Origin of the sequence: Alkalimonas amylolytica (assembly GCF_900107845.1) — a bacterium.
In the GTDB taxonomy this organism is placed as follows: domain Bacteria; phylum Pseudomonadota; class Gammaproteobacteria; order Enterobacterales; family Alteromonadaceae; genus Alkalimonas; species Alkalimonas amylolytica.
The window spans coordinates 93,682-118,081 of sequence record NZ_FNRM01000001.1 but is presented as its reverse complement, the minus strand read 5'-3'; the positions used below and the strand labels follow the sequence as shown (position 1 = coordinate 118,081).

At 52.0% G+C, this 24,400-nt stretch carries 19 protein-coding genes; 17 read left to right on the top strand and 2 right to left on the bottom strand.

What is annotated here, in order from left to right; genetic code table 11:
• From ispG to BLW37_RS00450, 9 genes are all read left to right on the top strand, one after another.
• Nucleotides 1–1,116: a flavodoxin-dependent (E)-4-hydroxy-3-methylbut-2-enyl-diphosphate synthase gene (gene ispG / locus BLW37_RS00490; RefSeq protein ID WP_091337880.1), complete on the top strand. Its 1,116-nt coding sequence runs from the start codon at nt 1–3 to the stop codon at nt 1,114–1,116.
• Between the two features lie 81 nt (nt 1,117–1,197).
• Nucleotides 1,198–2,481, top strand: coding sequence for a histidine--tRNA ligase (gene hisS / locus BLW37_RS00485; protein WP_091337877.1), 1,284 nt, complete (start codon nt 1,198–1,200; stop codon nt 2,479–2,481).
• Nucleotides 2,482–2,491: 10 nt separating this feature from the next.
• Nucleotides 2,492–3,133, top strand: a complete 642-nt coding sequence (locus BLW37_RS00480) for a YfgM family protein (RefSeq protein ID WP_091337875.1) — start codon at nt 2,492–2,494, stop codon at nt 3,131–3,133.
• Between the two features lie 5 nt (nt 3,134–3,138).
• Entirely contained in the window at nt 3,139–4,323 is a 1,185-nt protein-coding gene (gene bamB / locus BLW37_RS00475; RefSeq protein WP_245785563.1) for an outer membrane protein assembly factor BamB, read from the top strand.
• A 78-nt stretch (nt 4,324–4,401) separates the two neighbouring features.
• Nucleotides 4,402–5,874 carry a ribosome biogenesis GTPase Der gene (gene der, locus BLW37_RS00470; protein WP_091337874.1) on the top strand — a complete coding sequence of 491 codons (1,473 nt, stop codon included), beginning with the start codon at nt 4,402–4,404 and terminating at the stop codon, nt 5,872–5,874.
• 147 nt (nt 5,875–6,021) lie between these two features.
• Nucleotides 6,022–7,164, top strand: coding sequence for an efflux RND transporter periplasmic adaptor subunit (locus BLW37_RS00465; protein ID WP_171907502.1), 1,143 nt, complete (start codon nt 6,022–6,024; stop codon nt 7,162–7,164).
• Between the two features lie 3 nt (nt 7,165–7,167).
• Nucleotides 7,168–10,293, top strand: a complete 3,126-nt coding sequence (locus BLW37_RS00460; protein WP_091337868.1) for an efflux RND transporter permease subunit — start codon at nt 7,168–7,170, stop codon at nt 10,291–10,293.
• A gap of 133 nt (nt 10,294–10,426) precedes the next feature.
• A complete protein-coding gene (locus tag BLW37_RS00455; protein ID WP_091337867.1) occupies nt 10,427–11,704 on the top strand; it encodes an amidohydrolase family protein in 1,278 nt (425 codons plus the stop codon).
• Nucleotides 11,701–12,924, top strand: a complete 1,224-nt coding sequence (locus BLW37_RS00450) for an amidohydrolase family protein (protein ID WP_245785562.1) — start codon at nt 11,701–11,703, stop codon at nt 12,922–12,924. Before BLW37_RS00455 ends, BLW37_RS00450 begins: the two co-directional genes overlap by 4 nt.
• Here the strand turns inward: BLW37_RS00450 and xseA are convergent.
• Nucleotides 12,921–14,255: an exodeoxyribonuclease VII large subunit gene (gene xseA / locus BLW37_RS00445; RefSeq protein ID WP_091339500.1), complete on the bottom strand. Its 1,335-nt coding sequence runs from the start codon at nt 14,253–14,255 to the stop codon at nt 12,921–12,923. The genes BLW37_RS00450 and xseA overlap by 4 nt on opposite strands.
• Before the next feature lie 137 nt (nt 14,256–14,392).
• On the opposite strand from xseA, the gene guaB reads away from it, so the two are divergent.
• The 7 genes from guaB (at nt 14,393) to BLW37_RS00415 (ending at nt 22,040) form a co-directional block, all read left to right on the top strand.
• Entirely contained in the window at nt 14,393–15,862 is a 1,470-nt protein-coding gene (gene guaB / locus BLW37_RS00440) for an IMP dehydrogenase (RefSeq protein WP_091337864.1), read from the top strand.
• A 72-nt stretch (nt 15,863–15,934) separates the two neighbouring features.
• Entirely contained in the window at nt 15,935–17,512 is a 1,578-nt protein-coding gene (gene guaA, locus BLW37_RS00435; RefSeq protein ID WP_091337862.1) for a glutamine-hydrolyzing GMP synthase, read from the top strand.
• A gap of 185 nt (nt 17,513–17,697) precedes the next feature.
• Nucleotides 17,698–18,831: an alpha/beta hydrolase gene (locus BLW37_RS00430; protein ID WP_091337859.1), complete on the top strand. Its 1,134-nt coding sequence runs from the start codon at nt 17,698–17,700 to the stop codon at nt 18,829–18,831.
• 182 nt (nt 18,832–19,013) lie between these two features.
• On the top strand, nt 19,014–19,265 hold the full coding sequence (locus BLW37_RS18850; protein ID WP_245785561.1) for a hypothetical protein: 252 nt from the start codon (nt 19,014–19,016) through the stop codon (nt 19,263–19,265).
• Nucleotides 19,262–19,666, top strand: coding sequence for a serine hydrolase domain-containing protein (locus BLW37_RS18845; RefSeq protein ID WP_245785560.1), 405 nt, complete (start codon nt 19,262–19,264; stop codon nt 19,664–19,666). The genes BLW37_RS18850 and BLW37_RS18845 overlap by 4 nt, the downstream gene beginning before the upstream one ends.
• Before the next feature lie 214 nt (nt 19,667–19,880).
• Complete coding sequence (locus tag BLW37_RS00420) at nt 19,881–20,564, top strand: GAF domain-containing protein (RefSeq protein ID WP_091339497.1); 684 nt, start codon at nt 19,881–19,883, stop codon at nt 20,562–20,564.
• Between the two features lie 363 nt (nt 20,565–20,927).
• Complete coding sequence (locus BLW37_RS00415; protein WP_091337857.1) at nt 20,928–22,040, top strand: DUF418 domain-containing protein; 1,113 nt, start codon at nt 20,928–20,930, stop codon at nt 22,038–22,040.
• 25 nt (nt 22,041–22,065) lie between these two features.
• Here the strand turns inward: BLW37_RS00415 and BLW37_RS00410 are convergent, their stop codons facing one another.
• Nucleotides 22,066–22,959, bottom strand: a complete 894-nt coding sequence (locus BLW37_RS00410; protein WP_091337854.1) for a helix-turn-helix transcriptional regulator — start codon at nt 22,957–22,959, stop codon at nt 22,066–22,068.
• Nucleotides 22,960–23,392: 433 nt separating this feature from the next.
• Here BLW37_RS00410 and BLW37_RS00405 point away from each other — a divergent pair, with 433 nt between their 5' ends.
• The gene (locus tag BLW37_RS00405; protein ID WP_091339494.1) at nt 23,393–24,355 is read left to right on the top strand and encodes a calcium/sodium antiporter; all 963 of its coding nucleotides are present in this window, start codon (nt 23,393–23,395) and stop codon (nt 24,353–24,355) included.
• Nucleotides 24,356–24,400: the final 45 nt, after the last annotated feature.

The window sequence follows — 24,400 nt, the reverse complement described above, 5'->3', positions numbered from 1 at the left end:
ATGTTTGCTGATAATCCAATTAAACGACGTAAGAGCACCCAGATTATGGTTGGCACTGTGCCGGTTGGTGGCGATGCCCCGATCAGTGTGCAATCAATGACCAACACCAAAACCACCGATGTGGATGCCACGGTCGCCCAGATTAAAGCCATTGCTGCTGCCGGCGCCGATATGGTGCGTGTGTCTGTTCCTACCATGGATGCGGCTGAAGCTTTCCGGCTGATTAAACAGCAGTCGCCGGTGCCGCTGGTAGCGGATATTCATTTTGATTACCGTATCGCCCTTAAAGTAGCCGAATATGGTGTCGATTGTTTGCGAATTAACCCTGGCAATATTGGCCGGGAAGATCGGATCCGTGCCGTGGTGGATTGCGCAAGAGACCACAACATTCCAATCCGGATCGGTGTCAATGGCGGTTCACTGGAAGCGGACATTCAGCAAAAGTATGGCGAGCCGACCGCTGAAGCCCTGGTTGAGTCGGCCATGCGCCATGTTGAGATCCTTGATCGGCTGAACTTCGAGCAGTTTAAAGTCAGTGTCAAAGCGTCGGACGTCTTCCTGGCGGTAGGTGCTTACCGTTTACTGGCTACCCAGATTAAGCAGCCGTTGCATTTAGGTATTACGGAAGCCGGTGGTGCCCGTGCTGGTGCTGTGAAATCAGCGATCGGCTTGGGCATGCTGCTGGCCGAAGGTATTGGTGATACGCTGAGGGTCTCATTGGCGGCAGATCCGGTCGAAGAAGTGAAAGTTGGCTTCGATATTTTAAAGTCACTCCGTATTCGTTCCCGCGGCATTAATTTCATTGCTTGTCCAAGCTGTTCGCGGCAGGAATTTGATGTGATCAAGACCATGAATGCTCTGGAGCAACGGTTAGAGGACGTAGTCGAGCCGCTTACTGTCTCGGTCATCGGTTGCGTGGTGAACGGCCCTGGTGAAGCCCTGGTCTCTGATCTGGCGGTAGCGGGTGCCAACCGGATGAGTGGCTTTTACATCAATGGTGAGCGGCAAAAACTACGGCTGGACAATAACCTGATCGCTGAACAGCTGGAGCAGCAGGTGCGTGATTATCTGAAGCGCAAACAGCAACAGATTGCCGTTACCCAGCTGGATCAGTAAGAAAGCTACGGGAAAGCTTGGTGTTTGCCACTGAAGCTCCTATAATCCCGTCTATTTTTTAGCAAAGCCGAGTAGAATAAGGTGTCAAAACAAGTACAGGCCATTCGTGGCATGAATGATTGTCTGCCTAAGGACAGTGGGCTATGGCAATATGTCGAGCAACAACTGCGGCAAACGGTAGCAAGCTACGGCTACCAGGAAATTCGTTTTCCAATCGTCGAAATGACTGAGCTGTTCAAGCGCTCGATCGGCGAAGTAACCGACATTGTCGAGAAGGAAATGTACACCTTTAGCGATCGCAATGGCGATAGCCTGACCCTTAGACCGGAAGGAACCGCCTGCTGTGTTCGGGCAGGCAATGAGCATGGTTTGCTGTACAACCAGGAACAACGTCTGTGGTACATGGGGCCAATGTTCCGGCATGAACGTCCGCAAAAAGGCCGTTATCGTCAGTTTCATCAGTTTGGTTTGGAAGCTTTTGGCATCGCCAGCAGCGATATTGATGCTGAAGTGATTCGCCTGAGCGCCCATTTATGGCAGCAACTTGGTTTAAGTCGCCATGTGCGGCTGGAGTTAAATACCTTAGGTAGCCCGGAAGCGCGCCAGCAGTATCGGGCGGCTTTGGTGGCCTATTTATCGGATCATCATGAGCTGCTGGATGAAGACAGCAAGCGGCGATTGCATAGCAACCCGCTGCGTATTTTAGACAGTAAAAACCCGGCCCTGGCTGACTTGTTAAGCAAGGCACCCAGCTTGTCAGATTATCTGGATACCGAGTCTGCCGAGCACTTTGCTGAGCTGCAACAGCGCCTAACGGCAGCAGGTATTGAGTTTGAGGTCAACCCTCGTCTGGTACGGGGGCTGGATTATTACAACAAAACTGTGTTTGAATGGGTCACCGACAGTTTAGGGGCTCAGGGCACGGTTTGTGCCGGTGGTCGTTATGATGGTCTGGTGGAACAGTTGGGTGGTAAGCCTTGCCCTGCAGTGGGCTTTGCACTTGGTATGGAACGGTTAATTCTGCTGCTGCAAACACTGGAGTTAGCACCCGCAGAGCAGGCCCAGGCCGACTGGTATTTGATGGCCTCCGGGCTGGATGCGGAACTTGCATTGATTCCGGTTGCCGAACAGCTACGCCAGGCTTTCCCGCAGCAGCGGCTGATGCAGCATTGCGGCGGTGGCGCCATGAAAAAACAATTTAAAAAAGCCGATAAGTCCGGCGCGGAGCTGGCTTTAGTGCTGGGTAGTGATGAGCTGGCATCGGATAGCATCACGATCAAGTGGCTGCGAAAAGATCAGCCGCAGCAACGTATTGCGCTGACCGGGTTGGTCAGTTTTTTGCAAAACGAATTAGCGAAAGAATAACGGAGCAGTTATGGACGTTTACAGCAGTGAAGAACAACAGGTTGAAGCCATTAAGCGCTTCTGGAAAGAGTATGGCATCACCATCGTTGCAGGGACTATCCTGGGCTTAGGTGGCTTGTACGGCTTCCGTTATTATCAGGGGCATCAACTTGCACAAGCGGAACAGGCCTCGACGGGCTTTGAGCGACTTCTGCAGGCACAGGAACAGCAGTCTGCTGACTGGGTGCAGGATGCGGAACGTTACATTGAAAGTAATAGCAAAACCGCTTATGCCACCTTTGCTGCCATGCTCAAAGCGCGTGATGCAGTCCTGGCTGGCGACTTCAGCCTGGCTGAGCAGCAGCTAGGTTGGGTGATTGCCAATACCAAGGACCCAGTGATTGATGCTATTGCACGCTTACGGCTGGCTCGGGTGCATTTGCAACAACAGCAATACAGTCAGGCCCTGGCTTTATTACAGGGCAACATGCCAGTCAGTTTTAAGCTGCAACAGCAAGAGCTGAAAGGTGATATTCATCTGGCACAGGGCAATGCCGAGGCAGCGAAGCAAGCGTACATGTTGGCCAAGGCGAGTGAAGGTGCACAAGCCAATCAGTTGTTGAAAATTAAACTCGATGAGCTGGCTCATGTTCAGACAGAGGGCATGCTGTGAATTTGATGTCGATGCGAACTATAGTAGCAAGCGCCCTGGTTTTGATGTTATTGGGTGGCTGTTCATCCAAGAAAGAAAAACTGGTACTGCCAAGTGTGAACAACCAGTTTGAGCCGGTGTTGGCCTGGGATCACACCGCAGCTGATGGCGTACAACACTTTGACTCCAGTCTGCGACCACTTATTCTGGATGGTAAGCTCTATGCCGCCAGCCGGACCGGTCTTATTAGTGCTTTTGATCTTGAGAGTGGCAAGCGTATCTGGACCTACGATACCCGTCGTGACAGCGTGATTGGTTTTTGGCGTTTACTGAGTAATCGATCCAATACCACTGCCCGTGTTTCCGGTGGTTTATCGCATGGGTTTGGTCATCTGCTGTTTGGTACCGAGAATGGCGAGGTGATTGCACTGGACCCTGCCACTGGTGATCGGCGCTGGACCAGCAAGGTCCCTGGGGAAGTGCTGGCTGCTCCGGCTGCAGGCGATGGCATGATTGTTGTAAATACCGGTTCGGGTTTTATTGTCGCGTTGAACCCAGCCGATGGAAGCCAGCGCTGGGCCTATGAACAGGAATTGCCGGCATTGACCATTCGTGGTGTCGCTGAGCCTTCCATAGTACCCGGTGGTGTGGTCTTTGGCTCTGGCTCAGGAAAAGTAGGTGTCTTGATTTCAGAGCATGGCTTACCGGCGTGGGAGGAAGTGATTGCTACGCCACAAGGTGCCACTGATCTGGCTCGTTTGGTGGATGTGGATGCCCGCCCATTGGTAGTGGGTAATACGGTTTACGCCATCGCCTACAATGGCGAGTTGGTAGCACTGGAACTAAATTCAGGCCGTACCCTGTGGAAGCGTGATTATGCAAGCTTTCGCAATATGGCGCTGGCGGATACCGTACTCTTCATCGTTGATTCGGTTGGCCGGGTGCATGCGCTTGATCGCCGTAATGGTCAGGAGCTGTGGTCTCAAACTGCACTGGAGCGTCATTTCCTGACCCCTCCTACGGTTTTTGGTGACTATCTGGTGTTTGGCGACAGCAAAGGGCATCTGCATTGGCTGGATCGCCGCAGTGGCGATATGGTAGCACGCCACCAATTCCACCGTTCAGGCATGTATGTTGCGCCAGTAACCAATGGCGAATACCTGGTGTTGCAAAGCCGTAATGGTGAGCTGGTGGTATTGCGTCAGCCTTAAAGCAGGTCTAAACCAAATTTATGCGTTAAGCTATAACAGGCTCCTGTGAGCCTGTTATTTTTATTTTGAGGTGAGCTCATGTTACCGGTTGTCGCTCTGGTTGGTCGTGCCAATGTTGGTAAATCGACCCTGTTCAATCGTTTGACCCGTACGCGGGATGCGTTGGTCGCTGACTTTCCTGGCCTGACCCGGGATCGCAAATACGGTTCAGTCGAGTTCGAAGAGTTATCCTTCATTGTGGTGGATACTGGTGGTATTGATGGCGATGCCGAAGGTATCGAAGTGGAGATGGCCGATCAATCGCTGCGGGCTATTGATGAAGCCGATATTGTACTCTTTATGTTGGATGCAAGAGCTGGCCTGACCGCCGGGGATATGGGCATTGCCGATTATTTGCGTAAAGCACAAAAGCAGGTCTTTCTGGTCGCTAATAAAACCGATGGCCTGGATGCAGACAGTGCCATAGCCGAGTTTTACAGTCTGGGCCTGGGCCAGGTATGGCCGATAGCTGCTGCGCATGGCCGTGGTTTATCGGTGTTATTAAACGAAGCCTTACGGCCTTTGCTCTCGCTACCAGCAGCTGTTGCGCTCGATGAGGACGAGTCTGCGGATCCTTCCTTTTCGGAGGAAGAGGGGATAGTTGATGAAGCTGAGGCGTTCGAGGATAAGCCGATCAAGCTCGCCATTATTGGCCGGCCTAATGTCGGCAAGTCGACCTTAACCAACCGTATTCTGGGTGAAGAGCGGGTGGTGGTATTCGACATGCCAGGGACTACCAGAGACTCCATCTATATTCCGATGCAGCGCAATGAGCGTGATTACATTCTGATCGATACCGCAGGAGTGCGTCGGCGCGGCAAAATTGATGATAAAGTGGAAAAGTTCTCCGTCATTAAAACGCTGCAGGCTATTGAAGAAGCCAATGTGGTACTGCTGGTGCTGGATGCCCGGCAGGGCATTGCCGATCAGGATCTCAGCCTGCTTGGTTTTGCACTGAATGCTGGCCGTTCCTTGGTTATCGCCGTGAATAAGTGGGATGGTTTAAACGAAGGCGTCAAAGATGACGTCAAGCGGGAGCTGGATCGCCGGCTAGGATTTATTGATTTTGCCCGCCTGCATTTTATTTCCGCCTTGCATGGCTCCGGCGTTGGTAACTTGTTCGAGTCGGTGGAAGAAGCCTACCAATCGGCGACTAAGCGCATCAACACCTCGATTCTGACCCAAATTATGAAAATGGCGCAGGATGATCATCAGCCGCCTTTGGTCAATGGCCGCCGTGTGAAGCTCAAGTATGCCCATGCTGGGGGGTACAACCCACCGATCGTGGTGATCCATGGCAATCAGGTCAGTGCCTTACCTGACTCGTACAAGCGTTACCTGATGAACTATTACCGTAAAGCGTTGCAGATTATGGGCACCCCGATCCGTATTGAGTTTTGTGTAGGCGATAACCCTTTTGCCACCGAGAAAAAGCGGGTTAGCATGACGCCGAACCAGCAATACAAGCGCGAGCGCTTACTGAAAGCCCGTCAAAAAATTAAAAAAAGCTAGCGAGTGCTTATTGGCAGACTTTGTTGCAACTCAGCCAGTTGCAACAAAGTGTTTCAGCCTTCATAAAAGTTAACACTTCTTCATTATCGCCATGCCCGGCTATCTGCTACTTTATAGGGTAATTTTTGCTCGTATAAGGAAGCTATGATGAGCTTATGGACCAAAGTTGCCATTGCTGTCGGGGTGTTGCTGCTTGGCATCGTTCTGGTAGTTGCCATTGTTAGTACTGCACCAAAGTCTGTCGAGGCTGATGCCGAACGGGTGCAAGCCCCTTTGGTCAGCACCCAAACGCTGCAACCAAGAGCGCACCGTTTTGAAGTGCGAGTGTTTGGTGAGGTGCAGCCGAAAGAAAAAACCCGCTTAACGCCTGAAGTATCGGGCCGCATCATTGCTATTCACCCCAGTTTTGTTGCCGGCGGCGTCATTGCCAAAGGCGAAGTCATGGCGCAGTTGGATGATGCCGATTATCAGGCTGCCGTGCTCTCGGCAGAAGCTGCCGTGGCCGCCGCCTATGCAGCACTGGAACAGGAAAAAGCCCTGGCGCGGGTCGCTGAGCAGGAGCTTCGTCACCTATCACCTGGCGAGGTCTCCGCTTTGGGATTGCGTAAGCCGCAGTTGCACAGCGCCGAGGCCGGCGTGAAGTCGGCCCAGGCCGCTTTGCAAAAGGCCAAGCGTGATCTGGAGCGTACCCAAATTGTCGCACCGTACGATGCGTTGGTGGTGAGCCGCAGTGTCGGTCTTGGTCAGGTAGTGTCCGCAGCAACGGCTTTGGGGGAGATATACAGTGTCGAGCAGGCCGAAATCCATGTACCGGTAGCTGGTTTCGACGCCCGCTTTTTACCGCAGCCGGTGGCTGGGATTCCAGCCGAAGTGCAGTTCGAAGGTCATTTGCGCCGTGCTGAAGTGGTACGTGATTTAGGGGTCATCCACGGTCAGACCCGTATGGGGCACCTGGTAGTACAGGTGGATGATCCCTACAGCCTGAACTCGGCGCAGCCGGTGCTGCGTTTTGGTCACTACGTCGAAGTGGTGCTGTCTGGCCAAACGCATCCGGCTTTGTTTGAAGTGCCGCAGGACTCGGTACAAAACCAACAAGTGTGGTTACTGAATGAAGACAATACCCTGCGCCGTCAGCCGGTGCAGGTGGTACGGCAGGAAGGCAAAAGCGTGTTGATTGAGCAAGGCCTGCAAGCCGGTGACAAGCTGGTGTTGCTGGCACCCAGTTTTCCGCAGCCGGGCATGCAGGTGCGTACCGACATTAATGGCAGTGAACTGGCGAAGGTGGAGTAACGCATGGATTACATCGATCCGAAACGGGGTATTATTGCCTGGTTTGCCAATAATCCAGTCGCTGCCAATCTGATGATGGTATTTATTTTGGTGATGGGCTTTGTCACCTACAACAGCATTCAACGGCAGATGTTTCCGCAAGTAGAAGTGAACTACGTTCATATCAACGCCACCTTTCGGGGCGCCGCACCGCAGGAGATTGAAGAAGGCATCCTGATTAAAATCGAGGAGGCCTTGCAAGATATTGAGGGCATTAAACGGGTGCGCAGTTTTGCCTGGCGTGGAGCCGGGCGCATCAGCGTTGAGCTGGAAGTGGGCGAGGACATCAGCAGCCGGTTGGATCAAATCAAGCTGCGGGTCGACTCTATCGGTACTTTCCCGGCAGGCATGGAGCCACTGACGATTTACCAGGTTGAGTGGCGTCAGCAAGCGGTCGAGCTGGTGCTGACCGGCAGTGAGGATTCACTGGAGCTAAAAGCACTTGGACGTGAAATCCAAAACGAGCTGTTGCTGCTGGATCAGATCAACTTTGTCAATTTCAACTCGATGCCAGCCTGGGAAGTGGCGGTGGAAATCTCGCCGGAAACGCTGCAGCGCTATAACCTGAGCTTGCAGGATGTCAGCCGTTCCATTCGTAATTATTCCGATAATTTGTCGGCCGGTATGATCCGCAGTGAGTCCGGCATGATCACCATCCGCTCGGAGCAACGTGCTTACCGGGCGGACGAATTTGCCCGTATTCCGGTCATTTTGGGACCTCAGGGCGAGCGGGTATTGTTGGGCGATATTGCCAGCATCTATGATGGTTTCGAAGAACGGGTCAACTACATGCGCAGCAATGGCAAAAATGCTGCCTTTTTGCAGATTGAGGCTTCCAGTACCCAATCCTTACCGGATGTGGCCCGCAGTGTGCATCAGTACATTGCGTTTAAAAATGAACAATTGCCGGAAGGGTATCAACTGGATGCACTGGTCGATATGACCTATTACCTGAATGGCCGTCTCAACATGATGTGGAGCAACCTGTTGCAGGGCTCGGTACTGGTATTCTTAATGCTGATGCTGTTTTTGCGGGTCAAGGTCGCCTTTTGGGTGATGCTGGGTTTACCGATCGCCTTTTTAGGTGCCATCTGGCTGATGCCGTTTGCCGGTGTTACCATCAACATCGTGACTCTGTTTGCCTTTATCATGGTGCTGGGTATCGTGGTGGATGATGCCATTGTGATAGGGGAGAGTGCTTATCACGAGACAGAACAAAAGGGCCACAGTGTCGATAACATCGTACGTGGTGCCCGACGGGTCGCCACCCCGGCCACCTTCGGTGTCTTGACCACCATCGCCGTGTTTGCCCCCTTCATGTTTGCCCAGGGTATGGAGTCGAATGAGTTCCGTAACATTTCCATTGTGGTGGTGCTTTGTCTGATCTTTAGCCTGATCGAGTCCAAACTGATTTTACCGGCGCATTTGGCGCACAGCAAAATCAAACCCTTGGCCAAAGAGCACTGGCGCAGCCGCTTCCAGCAACGCTTCCAGTACTTTATTGAACAACGCTATCAGCCTTTTTTACAGCGCTGCATCAGCCATCGTTATGCGACTCTGGCGGCCTTTGTCGCCTTGTTGATGGTCAGCATTGCGCTGATGGCGTCCAATCATCTGCGGGTGGTGATGATGCCGCCGGTACCACACGATTATCCGCAAATCCGCTTTGAAATGCACCAAAACGCCTCCGAGCAGCAAACGCTGGAAAGCTTACTGGCGATTGAAGCCATGATTTACCAGCAGGAACAGCGGGTTCGGGAAGAAACCGGTAAGCCATTGGTGCAGGATGTATTTGCTTTTTTAAACAGTCAAACCAGCGGCCAGGTAGTGGTTACGCTAGTGGCTGAGGATGATCGGCCTTTCAATGCTTTTACCTTATCACGGCGCTGGCGGGAGAACATGCCAGAGCTACCGGGTGTGCGGCTGATCCGGGTGCAGGATGATGTCATGACCATGGGCGGACAGAACAATCTGGAATACCGCTTGTTTGGCCGTGATATTGATCAGTTGAACCAGGCAGGCCTTGCCTTGATTGCGGATCTGGCCAAAATTCCTGGCGTGTTTGATTTAAGTTCCACCATTGACTCTGCTGGCAAAGAACTGAATTTACAGTTAAAGCCGGTGGCGTATCAGCTGGGCTTAACGCCAGCCGATTTAGCTGCGCAGGTTGGCTCTGGTTTTTACGGCCTGGAAGCGCAGCGCATGATCCGTGATGGTGATGAGGTGCGGGTGATGGTGCGTTACCCACGCTTGCAACGCGAGCAAATCGCGGCGCTGGATTACAGCAAGGTTCGCTTGCCATCCGGTGACTTTGTACTGCTTGGTGATGTCGCTGAGCTGGTCGAAACACCCGGGATTTCCCGTATTAACCGCGAGAATGGTTTTCGAACTGTGCGGGTTTCGGCCAATGTTGATCAGGCTCAGGTCACCACGTCGGAGGTGGTACGACTGGTACGCTCTGAAGTGATGCCAGAATTGTTAGAGCGCTTCCCTGGCGTACGGACGGAGCTGGGCGGCCAGATTGAAGAGCAGCAGCGGCAGCGCGATCAGATGTTCCTGTATATGATTGCTGGCTTGCTGATGGTTTATATTTTATTGGCCATTCCGCTGAAAAGCTACAGCCAGCCGCTGATTGTGATGTCGGTGATCCCGTTCGGTATGATTGGTGCCGTATTGGCGCACTTTGTGCTGGGGATGAATTTGTCGCTGTTTTCCTTCTTCGGCATGATTGCCGCCGCCGGGGTGGTGATCAACGACAGTTTGGTACTAACCGATTACGTCAATCAGTCGCGGCGGGAAGGTTTATCACTGGCAGACTCGGTGGTGCGGGCCGGTAAAATGCGTTTTCGCGCCATTTTGTTGACCTCACTGACTACCTTTTTTGGTTTGGTGCCGATTATGTTTGAAACCAGCCTGCAAGCACAGTTTGTCATCCCAATGGCGGTATCATTAAGCTTTGCGGTGTTGTTTGCCACTTTAATCACGCTGGTGCTGGTGCCTTGTTTGTATCTGATTCTGGAGGATATGAAACGTCCTTTCAGGGCACTCAAACGCCGGCTTTTTGGCAGCCCGGCTGCCTACGAAGCCTAAAATAAAGCGGGCAGCTTGTGCTGCCCGCGCTGCGTTTGCGATACCCCGCTCCGTTTTCAGGACAGATGCTGCTTGTGCCCACCCAGGTCCCTGCTTATGCTGAACCCTCCTACAATAATAAAAGGCCTGTTTCATGCGGAAAATTGTCGTACTGCTGCTTAGTTGCCTGACAGCTTCGCTGCATGCCCAGCAAGGGCTGCAAGCCTTTGTTGGTGCCACCTTACTGCCTATCGATGGTCCGGCTATTCCAAATGGCACTCTGTTGGTGCAAGATGGCCGCATTAGTGCCATTGGCGCCAATGTACCGATCCCGGCGGCTGCCAGCATCCACCGTATGGATGGCAAAATCATTATGCCAGGCCTGGTGGATACGCATTCGCACATCGGTCAGGTAGCTGGTGCCGACAGCAGCGCACCTATTCAGCCGGATGTGCGGGCGCTGGACTCCATCAACAGCCGCCACGCCGGTTTGATGAAAGCCAAAGCCGGTGGCATCACCACCGTCAATGTGATGCCAGGCTCCGGCCATTTACTGAGCGGCCAGACCAATTATCTAAAATTACGCAATGGCAGCAGTGTTGAAGCTCTGGCCATTCGAACCGAGTCGGGGGCGATGGCTGGCGGCATTAAAATGGCCAATGGCACCAATCCACTGCGCGCTTCGCCTTTTCCTGGCACCCGTGGCAAAGCGGCTGCTTTGATGCGCGCCCAATTGGTGGCGGCCAAAGAGTACTGCGATAAAAAAGGCAGCGATTCGCCGCCACCTCGTCATATCGGTCACGATGCCTTGTGCGAAGTGTTCGCCGGTGAGCGCATCGTGCACCATCACACCCATCGCCACGACGACGTCCTGACGGTGTTGCGGCTGGCGGATGAGTTTAATTTCCGGGTAGTGTTGCATCATGTCAGTGAAGGTGCTTTGGTCGCCGATGCCATTGCCAAAGCTGGCGTGGCGGCTTCCATCATTCATATCGACAGCCCTGGTGGTAAACTGGAAGTCATGAACTTACTGCCGGATAACGGCAAGGTATTAGCCGATGCAGGGGTGTTGCTGGCCTATCATACCGACGATCCTATTACCGATTCGCGTTTATTCCTGCGCTCTGCTGCTATGGGCGTGCGATTTGGTCTGGACAGAGACACAGCGCTGCGGTCAGTCACGTTAAATGGCGCCAAAATGCTGGACTTGCAAGATAGAGTCGGCAGCCTGACGGTTGGCAAAGACGCTGATTTCATTGTGCTGAGCGGTGATCCACTCAGTGTCTATACCCGGGTGGAGCAAACCTGGGTCGAGGGTGTGAAAGTGTTTGATCTGGCAGATCCTGAGCAGGCACTCTTTGCTACCGGCGGTTATGGGGCCGGTCGTGATCAGGTGGCCAGTGAGGTACTGCAGTTGGAGGCAGCACAATGAAAGGTGCATTGAAAAAAACAAGCTACTTGCTGGGTCTGAGCCTGGTGGCTGCTAATCTTCAGGCGGAAACGCTGGTGGTGCTGGCAGAGCGGATTTATACCCAGGCTGGCCCGGTGATTGAAGCAGGCGCTATTGTGGTCGAAGATGGCAAAATACGTCAGGTCGGTCGTCAGAGCCAGCTGCGTTTGCCGGCTGGTGCCAAAACCTTGCAAGCGGCCGTGGTCACACCGGGTCTGATAGATGCCCGCACTGTGGTTGGCCTGGCCGGTTATCTAAACCAGCCGCACGATCAGGATCAACTGGAAACCTCGGCCGCCATGCAGCCGCAACTGCGCGCTCTGGATGCGTTTAATGCCCGCGAACGTCTGGTGGACTGGGTGCGCAGCCTTGGTGTGACCACCTTTCATACTGGTCACGGCCCGGGTGCACTGATTTCCGGCCAGACTATGGTGCGCAAAAGCCATGGTAATCATGTTGATGATGGCATGATGCAACCATTGGCGATGATTGCCGCCCAGCTTGGTCCTGGTGCCTTTGGTGCAGAAAACCGCAGCCCGGGCACCCGCTCGAAGCAAATTGCCATGCTGCGACAGCAATTGATCCGGGCGCAGGAGTATCAGCAAAAGCAGCAAGAAGCGCAGGAAGGCAAAGCGCCGAGTCGCGATCTGGAACTGGAGGCTCTGGTTGGCGTGTTGAATGGCAGTACACCTTTGCTGATCACCGCCTATCGGGAACAGGATATGCAGTCGGCGCTGAGGATTGCCGAAGAGTTTGGCATTCGTATCGTGTTGGATGGTGCTGCGGAAGCTTATCTGATGCTGGATGCGATTAAAGCGGCTCAGGTGCCGGTGATCTTGCACCCGACCATGGCCCGGCAGTTTGGTGAGCTGGAAAATGCCAGCTTTATCACGGCGCAAAAGTTACACCAGGCCGGTATTCCGTTTGCTTTGCAAAGTGGCTACGAGCGTTATGTGCCGAAAACCCGGGTGGTACTGTGGGAAGCGGCTATTGCCGCGGCTTATGGCCTGCCGTATGAGGTGGCACTGGCGTCGATTACCATTGATGCGGCCCGCATCTTAGGCATTGATGAGCGGGTGGGCTCCATTGCCGTTGGTAAGGATGCCGATCTGGTGCTCTATACCGGCGATCCTTTTGAGTACACCACTCAGGTCAGCCAGGTGATCATCAATGGTCAGTTGGTCAGTACCGAGCCGCATTAACGCTCGGTAGCGGTCACCCTTGCTACAAAAGATCCCTGGGCCAGTTTGGTGTGAACCAACTGGCCTTTTTCCAATGCGGCGCTGTTGGTTATCACCTGGTTCTGCTCATCAAAACTGATGCTGTAGCCACGCGCCAGCGTTGCCAGCGGACTGACCGTATCCAGCCGGGCCAGTAGCAATTGCCAGCGCTGCTGTTGCTGCTGCAGCCGCTGTTGCATCGCGCGGCCAAGCAATCGTTGTTGCTGTGCAAGTTGCTGTTGATGCTGCTGCAGTTTTTTGGCCGGTGATAGTGCACTGAGCTGACGGCTCAGGCTGGCTTGCTGTAGGGCCAGTTGTTGCAAGCGTTGTTGCAGGCGGCGCAGCAGTTGGCTACCAAGCTCGTCCAGCCGCTGTTGTTGCTGTTGCAGTTGCCTCGAAGGGTGCCTGGCCTGCAGTCGCTGGGCCAGTTGTGCTACTTTGGGCGCAAAGCGCTGCAGCTGCTGGCGCTGCGCCTGCACCAAAGCCCGCTGCAGTCGCTGCAGCCGCTCCAGTAAATGCAACTGATCGCTGGAGACCAGCTCGGCGGCGGCCGATGGGGTGGCAGCGCGGATATCGGCGACAAAATCACTGATGGTGACATCAATCTCATGACCAACGGCGCTGACAATAGGTACCGGGCTTTTTGCAACCAGCCGGGCCAGTTGTTCGTCGTTAAAGCACCAGAGATCTTCCAGCGAGCCACCGCCACGGCCAATGATAATGGCATCCACTTCGTTGCGTTGATAGGCAAGGCTAAGCGCCTGACACAGCTGACCGGCAGCGCTGGCACCTTGCACCAGGCTGGGATAAATAATCACCTGCATACCCGGTGCCCGGCGTTTAAGCACAGTAAGAATATCGCGAATTGCCGCGCCGGTCGGCGAGGTGACTACCCCTAAGCGCTGGATCATGGCGGGTAACGGCCGCTTGCGTTCACTGGCCAGGAAGCCCTCGGCCAGTAACCGTGCTTTGACTTGTTCAAACTGCAATTGCAGTGCACCACTGCCGGCATCTTCCAGCAATTCTGCCAGCAACTGGTATTCGCCGCGCGGCTCGTACACACTGATGCGGGCTTTGATCAGCACCTGCTGGCCATTTTGTGGCTTGATGCTGGCCATGCGATTGCTCTGGCGAAACATGGCGACTTTGACCTGAGCGCCGCTGTCTTTGAGTGAAAAATACCAGTGGCCAGAGGCCGCGGCGACAAAGTTAGACACCTCTCCCTGCAACCAGATGCGCTGAAATTGCTGTTCCAGCACCATACGGACTTCGCTGTTTAAACGAGAAACAGTGTAAATGTCTTTGTTTTGCATGCCGATATCAGAGGTTGCCTGTACTTTGCGCCTTACTCTATCACAAAAGTAAAAAATCGTTTGTTCCAAAGGCGAAAAAGCGCTAAAATTGCGCCGCAACATTCCTTTGGTTTTTCCCAAGAAGCGAGATTGTTGCGATGCTCAGGATCATGAAAGAAGCCCTCACCTTTGACGACGTGTTACTGGTTCCGGCGCACTCCACCGTACTACCCCATACTGCCGATTTACGCACTCAGCTGACCGACAGCATTCATCTGAATATTCCGATGGTCTCCGCCTCAATGGATACCGTGACCGAAGCTCGCCTGGCAATTGCTTTGGCGCAGGAAGGTGGCTTGGGTTTTATCCACAAAAACATGACCATCGAAGAGCAAGCCTCGCATGTTCGTCGGGTGAAAAAATACGAAAGTGGTGTGGTATCCGATCCGGTGACGGTATCGCCGGATATGACGGTCCGTGAAGTGCAGGCCCTGGCACAGCAACACGGCTTCTCAGGCTTTCCGGTGGTGGATGCCAGCCACAATCTGGTCGGTATCGTGACCGGTCGTGATATGAGCTTTGAAGCCAGTGCCGGTACCAAAGTCTCTGAACTGATGACACCAAAAGAGCAGCTGGTCACTGTGAATGAGCAATCCTCACGTGAAGAAGCTTTTAAGCTGATGCACAAGCACCGGATCGAAAAAGTACTGGTGGTGGACGATGCCTTTAAATTAAAAGGCCTGATCACCGTACGCGATTACTACAAAGCGGCCAGCAAGCCAAATGCCTGTAAAGACGAATTGGGCCGGCTGCGGGTTGGCGCTGCGGTTGGCGTAGGCGCTGGTACCGACGAGCGCATTGCTGCGCTGGTCGAAGCCGGTGTCGATATTCTGCTGATTGATACTTCGCATGGCCATTCGCAGGGTGTGATTGACCGGGTGAAGCAAACCCGTGCCCAGTACCCGGATCTGCAAATTGTTGCAGGCAACGTCGCGACTACCGAAGGTGCTAAAGCGCTGGCGGAAGCCGGTGCCAATGCGGTGAAAGTGGGCATCGGCCCTGGCTCTATTTGCACCACCCGTATTGTGACCGGCTGTGGCGTACCACAGATCACTGCGATTGCTGATGCGGTCGAAGGCGTGAAAGGCACGAACGTTAAGATCATCGCCGATGGCGGTATCCGCTTCTCCGGTGATGTTGCCAAAGCGCTGGTCGCGGGTGCCCATTGCGTGATGGTGGGCTCGATGTTTGCCGGTACCGAAGAGTCGCCGGGCGAAGTGGAGCTGTATCAGGGCCGTTATTACAAGTCCTACCGGGGTATGGGCTCTTTGGGTGCCATGTCCCAGCGCCATGGCTCGTCCGACCGTTATTTTCAGGGCAGCGACAATACCGAGAAGCTGGTGCCGGAAGGCATTGAAGGCCGAGTGGCTTACAAGGGGCCGATTGAGAACATCATTCACCAGCAAATGGGCGGGCTGCGCTCAGCCATGGGCCTGACGGGCAGTGAGTCTATCGAGGTGCTGCGTACCAAGCCACAGTTTGTCAAAGTGACCGCTGCCGGTATGGGTGAGTCGCATGTGCACGATGTGCAAATTACCAAGGAAGCGCCGAATTATCGTATGGGGTAAAGGCTGCGTTTCACAGCGGCTGGCACTTGCCAGCCGTTTGCTTTCACAACGATTGGATTTAAAAAGGTCACTATGAGCAAAAACATTCATCTGCACCGCATTCTGATCCTGGATTTCGGATCCCAGTACACCCAGCTGATTGCCCGTCGCATTCGTGAGATCGGGGTGTACTGTGAACTGTGGGCCTGGGATGTTACCGAGGAGCAAATCCGCGACTTCAACCCAACCGGCATTATTTTATCCGGAGGCCCGGAAAGTGTCGCTGCGGCTAACTCCCCACGGGCACCGCAGTATGTGTTTGAGGCCGGCGTGCCTATTCTTGGCATCTGCTACGGCATGCAAACCATGGCCGAGCAACTGGGCGGTAAAGTATCCTGCTCCGATATGCGTGAGTTTGGTTATGCTCAGGTCGAAGTCATCGCTAAAAACCGTCTTTTTGCCAACATCGAAGATCACATCAGCGCCAGCAACACTGCACTGGTCGATGTTTGGATGAGCCATGGCGATAAAGTCATCGAGATCCCGCCAGGTTTTGAAACCGTGGCCCGCACCGACACTTGCCCGCATGCAGGTATGGTTGACGAAGCGCGCCAGTTCTATGGGGTGCAGTTCCACCCGGAAGTGACCCATACCCGCCAGGGCCTGCGGATGCTGGAACATTTCGTGGTCGATATCTGCTGCTGTGAAAAACTCTGGACACCAGCTTCGATCATCGAAGACGCCATCCTGCGGATTCGTGAGCAGGTCGGCGAGGATCAAGTGATCCTGGGCTTATCCGGCGGTGTCGACAGCTCGGTCACCGCTATGCTGCTGCACCGAGCTATCGGTGAGCAACTGACCTGCGTTTTTGTTGATAACGGCTTACTGCGCTTAAACGAAGCCAAGCAGGTAATGGATATGTTTGGCAACCACTTTGGCCTGAACATCATCCATGTCAGTGCCGAAGATCGCTTTCTGGATGCGCTGGCAGGCCAGAACGATCCGGAGCAAAAGCGTAAAACCATTGGCCGGGTGTTTGTCGAAGTGTTCGACGAAGAATCGCAGAAGCTAAAAAATGCCCGCTGGCTGGCACAAGGCACCATCTATCCGGATGTGATTGAATCAGCAGGCTCAGCCACCGGCAAAGCCCATGTCATTAAATCGCATCACAATGTTGGTGGCCTGCCAGAACATATGAAAATGGGCCTGGTCGAGCCACTGCGCGAGCTGTTTAAAGACGAAGTGCGCAAAATCGGATTAGAGCTGGGCTTGCCGTACGACATGCTCTACCGCCACCCGTTCCCTGGCCCAGGCCTGGGTGTGCGGGTACTTGGCGAAATCAAAAAAGAGTACTGCGACTTGCTGCGCCGGGCCGATGCGATTTTTATCGAAGAGCTGCACAAAGCGGACTTGTACCACAAAGTCAGCCAGGCCTTTGCCGTCTTCCTGCCGGTACGCTCGGTCGGGGTGATGGGCGACGCCCGTAAGTACGACTGGGTAATTTCGCTGCGGGCCGTTGAAACCATTGACTTTATGACCGCCCACTGGGCTCACCTGCCATACGATATGCTGGGTAAGGTCTCTAACCGTATCATCAATGAAATCGACGGTATTTCCCGCGTGGTGTACGACATCAGCGGCAAACCACCAGCGACCATTGAGTGGGAATAAATCCCATTAGATAAGCAATCAAACCCCGGTTCAGATACCGGGGTTTTTGTTGGTTCCATAACCGGAACTGTTTTGCAAAGTTTGGATTTTTAATAGTTTACCGAGCCTTGTACAGAATATATGAAAATCAGTTTTCGAGCTGGCGCATAAATATAATGTTAGCGCTATATAATTAAGGAAGAACAATGAAGAAAATAATTTATGGATTACTGCTGCTCATAATGGGAAGCCACTGGAGTAGCTGGGCTGCAGCGCGCCTCCCTGTACTGCAAGAACTGGTGATTGATAGTGTTGTGCTTGGCGAAAAACGTGACCTAGTGATTTATCTGCCTGAGGGTTATCAAAATAGTCAGGAGCGTTATCCGGTGTTGTACCTGACCGATGGCGACATTCAGGGCCCACATACGGCCGGTACGGTAGATTATTTAGCAAAATTCGAGCAGTTGCCGCCAATGATTGTGGTCGGTATTGTGAACCCGCGAGAAACTCGCGAAAGAGATCTGACGGTGACCAGTGCAGAGAAGCAAAACCCAAATCAACTGGAAAATGCAGATAGATTTTTAGATTTTGTTGAGAACGAAGTGATTCCTTTTGTGAAACGACAGTACCGTACTCTGGACTATCAAATACTGTCGGGTACGTCGCATGGTGGTCAGTTTGCTATCAATGCATTGGTGAAACGACCTGGCTTGTTTAATGCTGTTATCGCCATCAGCCCGTCTTTATATTGGAATAGCCATCAATTGCTTGTATTAGCTGAGCAGGCTTTAAAAAGCGAGCAGTTGCAAGGGCGCTTGTATGTGTCGATAGCTAATGAAGAACCAACCATGACAGAGTCGTATCAACGGTTTGTTGATTTGCTAGCTCGTTATCCATCTGACAAGTTGGTCGTCGCGTCCCAGACTTTTAGCAACGAAACCCACAATACGACCGTGTTGCAAGGCCAATATGCCGGGTTGAAACATATATTTTCAGAGTGGGCTATTCCAGAAGGTGAGCCTAAAACGTTGGCAAATTTGCAGGCAAAATTTGCTAGTCGCTCGAAGCTACTCAAAACTGTCATCATGATCCCGCAAGATAAAGCCAACGGTTACGCTGGGTGGCTGCAATATTTAAACCGGCAAGACGATGCGTTGGCATTACTGAAGTGGAATCGAGCAAATTATCCTCAATCTTTGAATGCCCATACAGCCTTAATTAAGGCTTACTTACATTTCAAAATGGCAGAAGATGCCAAAGCAGCACTTAAAGATGCATTGAAGACGTTAAATGAGCTTAGCCCTGAACAAAAAGCACAGCTTGAGGCTTTGTTTACTTAGCATGTATTCGAGTTTAGATGCACTAACAATTGCCATCAAAACCACAGAGCGGAGCGCGGCAGTCCAACAAGGCGATGAAAAGGCGCTTTCTGGTTTGTGGAGCATCCTGAAGTAAGGGTGTTTTTTAGCGCTGGTGTGGGGCCTATTATCTAAAGCGTTAGCCAAAACAAGGATAGATAACTTTGAGAGCAACAGGGATAAAACTTAAATTTCGTACGGTAATTGCCGCTGTATTGGCTCTACTAGCCGCTTTATCGGTAGCTGCTGCGGAACCTTTGCATCATTGGCAGCAAAAGCTTGAGCAATCCACGTTTTCCGGAACGGTACTCGTTGCAAACTCTAATGCCATTATTTTCCATCAAAGCTTTGGCTTCGCGGACAGAAAAATCAACGCGCTTTTGATGAGCACACTGTTTTTGATATTGGCTCAGTGACCAAGCAGTTTACCGCAACGGCCATTATGTTGCTGGTAGAGCAAGGGAAGTTATCACTCTCCGATACCATCGATAAATTCTTTCCAGATGTGCCTGCTGATAAAAAGAATATTACAATCCATCATTTACTTACAAATTCCTCTGGATTGCCAAGTGAAATCCATTACTACGGTTACGGCTGGGTAATTTCAAACCCGGCTGAAGAGTTTACAAGTGTTTGGCACGATGGCTCGAATAGCTACTCGTTTGCAACTTTCCACTTTTACCCTGACATTGACTTGTTCATACTAACTGCATCAAATGATCGTGATAATTATCCCTACCCGTTGATGACGGAGATGAGGAAATCGATGCAGCACATGGTGGCTATCAATTCAGCCGAGCACTGCTGTGTCGGCTGATTGAAGCGTTGGCCTCTGCGTATCCACTTCATGATTATTTTGTCGTGGTAGCATTAGGGCTTGCTACAGAGTTAGGATATTAGGGGGGAGGCCGCTTCGGGCTTTCAATGCTTGGCAAAGAGTAATCACCGAAAGTTGTGGCTTGGTGTATAGTGATAGCAATAGAAGGATGGCAATGGGTGTCCTGGGACAACCTATAAATTTTGGAGTTAGCATGTTAGACGATAAACGACAGGAAGAGGAGCGTCTGCAAGTCCTCAAAGGATATGAGATTCTTGACACTCCCCCAGATGGCGCTTTTGACCGCATAACGGCACTTGCGGCCCGCTTTTTTCAGGTTCCGATTGCTACAGTCTCTCTTGTCGATGAAGATCGCATTTGGTTCAAATCGAGGTTTGGTTTAAGCGCGACGGAAGTCGAGCGTGCTCCAGGTTTATGCGCATCAGCCATATTCAGTGACAAAGCGTACGTTGTCAAAAATGCGATTGATGATCCCCGAAGCTTGGCGAACCCCTTAGTAGTGGGGGCATTGGGTCTTCGTTTCTATGCGGCCGTGCCACTCGTTACTCATGATGGTCACAGGCTTGGTACGATGAATGTTATTGATTTCGAACCCAGGGATTTTAACGCCGAGAACGAAGCTGCGTTGGTTGAGTTTGCCGGTCTCGTTATTGATCAGATGGAAGTTCGTCTCGCCGCACACAAGGCGATCGGCAGCCTGACGACACTAATTAAGACAGTCCCTGAACTCGGCATTGACGAGGTCGCCACAGTCTGTGCATGGACCAAGAAGATCCTCATCGACGGCGTATGGTATTCTTTTGATGAGTTTTTGTCCCAAAAGCTTGGGTTGACGATTACTCACAGCATCCATCCCGACGCGGCCAAGGGGTTCTAGTGCTCTTTCCAGTTAATTATGAACCGGTCATAATTAATTGGAAAGAGCCCTAGTAACACTCGAATCACGGCAACAACCTCATGACTTTTTAAAGACATCACACTCGGTTATAATTTGGAGCGCAATCCTAGTAATGGGGGGATGCTGTGGGAGGTCGCCACATTGGGGAAAATATTGCATATGCATGTTTTAAGCTATAGTACGCAGTTGCTGGTTTTTCCGCGTTAAACTCCGAAACTTACCGGCTATTGCATGCCCTGATGCAATTATGCAACCAACTTGCTATGCCAACACAGCAGTTTGAGACACGTTTTAACATCCGGATTTGCTCATAATTCCCAAGTATTCATTTGAGGAAAAAGCATGTCCACAGAACGTAGTTACGAAGTTGATATCATCCGAATGGCAGCATTAGTTGGTATCTGTCTGGTTAATGTGCCCTTTATGGCTTTACCCATATCCGAGATATTCAGCGTGCCAGCAAACACTGCAGATCGGTTGGCGGCATTTATCATTGAAGTTTTTTTCCAGTTTAAGTTCTTTTTACTTTTTTCGTTTATTTTTGGCTGGGGTATGGCAATACAACTGAACCAGGCTGAAAAGAAGGGCTATAACTTTAACCAGCGCTATTGGCGCAGGATGTTGGGGCTGATGCTGTTGGGTGTGTTACACGCGAGTTTAGTGTTTAGTGGTGACATCCTTGTGTTATATGCGCTATTTGGCAGTCTGCTTTGGTTGGTAAAAGAAACCGATAGCCATAAATTACTGCGCACGGCTATTTGGATGATCCCGCTAAGTTTAATATGTTTAAGCGGTTTGGCGTTTATTTTGGCAGAGGTATTAGCAGGTGAAATACCAGAACCTGAGTATAGCCTTGGTGGTCACTACACTGAAACCCTGTTGGCAAGGCTATATGATTGGCCGGTAACCTTTATTGCGCTGCTGTTGATACAGGGCCCGCTGGTCTTTGCTGCCTTCACGTGCGGCTTAGCCGCCGGGAAAAGTCATTTCTTTCAGCCGGGCCATAGGGCGTTTAGCAAACTTGAAAAGGCCACTCCCTGGTTGCTTGCGCTAGGTTTACCGCTGAATGTTTTGTACGCATTGGCCATGAAAGATTACCTGACGTCGGATTGGCTTCAATTCCTCGGGTTCATTGCTATTGCAGTAGGCGCACCTATGCTATCGGCAGTATACCTTTACGTGTTGATCCGGCTTGCCCGAGGCGTAACATACATCCCTAAAGTGTTGATCTTAGCTGGGCAAAACTCACTGTCCAGCTATGTGTTGCAAGGGATCATTGCAGGCTTGGTTTTTGCTGGTTATGGTCTTGGCTGGTTCGGCCAATTCGGTTATTTTTCCTTACTGAGTATTGCCAGCATCATAGCCCTTATTGCCATGCTACTGGTGGGTGTTTACGCGAAGTTTTTCCAACGTGGCCCGCTGGAAACGGTACTGCGGAAAATTAGTGGGGCCTGAAGCAAAACATTGCGCCGGGTCATCGTTAATCCACAATGGGCAGCTGAAATAACAAGGTGGCACCGTGCTCATCACTACCTGCTAATAACTGCTCTGTAAAGTAACCGTCTGAATCTATTGCCAGGCCGCGCTGCATGGCAATAGTAAATAAGCCATCGACAGCGGCTAAGTAGCCAACTGCACTCCTTAAGGTTACCACCGCAGATAAATAAAACCCTTCTTTTAGCAGAAAATTGTGGCTGCACGCTTCAGCATCTAAGTCGCACACTCTCACGTCAATATGTTGCCATGCAAGGTCTAGCTGATTAACGGGGTTAAGTACCATTAGACTTGCACATCCCGCACCAAATTGTTCAGCCAGTACTTGCCAATCGCAATTATCCACCTCGAGTATTTTTGCGCTGCGCTGGCTCACCCATAACAACTCAGCCGGAATATTCTCTGCCAGGGCTTGTTCCATAGTACCCTGCATAAAGGGTTGAGCAAGCTTCGCCATTAAATCAGCAGTTTGTTGCGGAGTAGCGTGAGTTGCCATCTGCTTGATTGCTTTTGCAGTATGCCCTAATGTGCGTTTTAACGCTTTGGCAAGTGCTTGTGATTCAGAAAAACCTGATTTATGTGCGATATCGGTAATACTCTGCTCAGGAAACCTGAGCAACTGCTCGGTAGCAAACTGCAGGCGCAACCGGCTTAAGTAATGCCCTGGGGTTTCGTTAAATAAGGCTTTAAACTGCCGGTGAAAATGTGACGGAGAAATCGCACTTTGCCGCGCAATTTGCTCCCAGGTAAGCTGCAGTGCTAACCCTTGGTGCATTAACTCCAGCGCCTGCATAAAACGCCGTCGTATATGCGAGGGCAGCGGCGCCAGCAACGCCGCTTCGGGGATTAAATTGTAATTTCCCGGCTGATTGTTCGGCATGATACCTTGTCTAACTTAGGTAAGTTAGCTTAACGTTTAAGCTCTGGTGGCCTATGCCACGCTTAAACACTTACACTGGCTTGGCTAGCACCACTCAGGCATTCACGTAAGTGTAGCATAGAGCCCCTGCGCTTTAAGCTGTTAGTTGTTAGTGAAATTTATAATTACCCGCACTATCGCCCCCACAACGTATATACTGTTCCGTGTGACGTCCACTCACTTGTGACTGTTTGTTTTGGTGCTCTCAGTACCGCCGTGTACGTGATCCGTATGCACGGTGGTGTGGGATAAGGGGCGCTTTGAGGCGCCTCGCTATCCTGATTGGCTAACTAGTAAGCATTGCAGCAACAAAACAAGAATGACTTCCCGATAAAATTAACGAGTTCGTTTTGTCGGTGCAGCCTACAACCTTCGCAACCGGAAGCTTAAAATGATGTTGAACCTGCTGTTGGTCGCTATCGGCGTTTTGTGTCTCACTGCTGGTGGCGAGGCACTTATCAGAGGATCCTTGGCAGCCGCGAACCGGTTGGGTATTTCACCTCTGCTTAGCGGCTTGCTTATCGTTGGTTTTGGTACCTCTGCTCCTGAGTTGGTAGTGTCCATTGATGCGGCTCTTAGTGAGCGACCCGATATTGCCGTGGGGAACGTGGTAGGCAGTAATATCGGCAACATCCTGTTGATTCTGGGCTTGTGTGCGCTGATATCGCCCCTTGCTGTCAAGCCGCTGGTCTTGCGGCGTGATGGTGTCACGGTTGTGGCCGCCAGCATTTTGTTTCTTATGCTTGTTGGTGGGGATGCTTTGGCCAGATCGGATGCCGCCATATTCCTTTTGATGCTCATCGCTTATCTGAGCTGGGCTTATTGGACTGAGCGCAGCGGAGTCGCGCCATCCGCAGGGTTGCACATCGCTGAAGGAGAAGAAGTGGCCTCTTTGCCAAAAACAACGCTATGGATCGTTATGGCGGTTGTGTTGGGTTTGGTTCTTTTGATCATCGGCTCTCAAGTACTGCTCAAGGGCGCTGTGGGCATAGCCGGGTCGCTTGGTGTATCAGAAGCTGTGATAGGTTTGACCCTGGTAGCGGTTGGTACATCTTTGCCTGAGCTTTCGATATCTGTTATCGCGGCCTTTCGCCGGCATGCCGATGTAGCGATTGGCAATATTCTGGGCAGCAATATTTTCAACCTCCTGGGAATACTTGGGATTTCCGCGTTGCTACAGCCGCTTCCTGTCCATGAGCGGATCCTGCAGTTCGACCAATGGGTCATGTTAGGAACGTCTTTGATTCTTTTGCTCTTTCTATATACGGGCAGTCGGTTAAGTAGACTCGAAGGTGGGTTACTGCTGCTGGGCTATGGTGTCTATGTTAGCCTGAGCTTTACGGTATTTGCTAGCTAACGGTAAGAGGCAGTCGCTGGCCTGGAAAGCCAGGCTAGCGTGTGA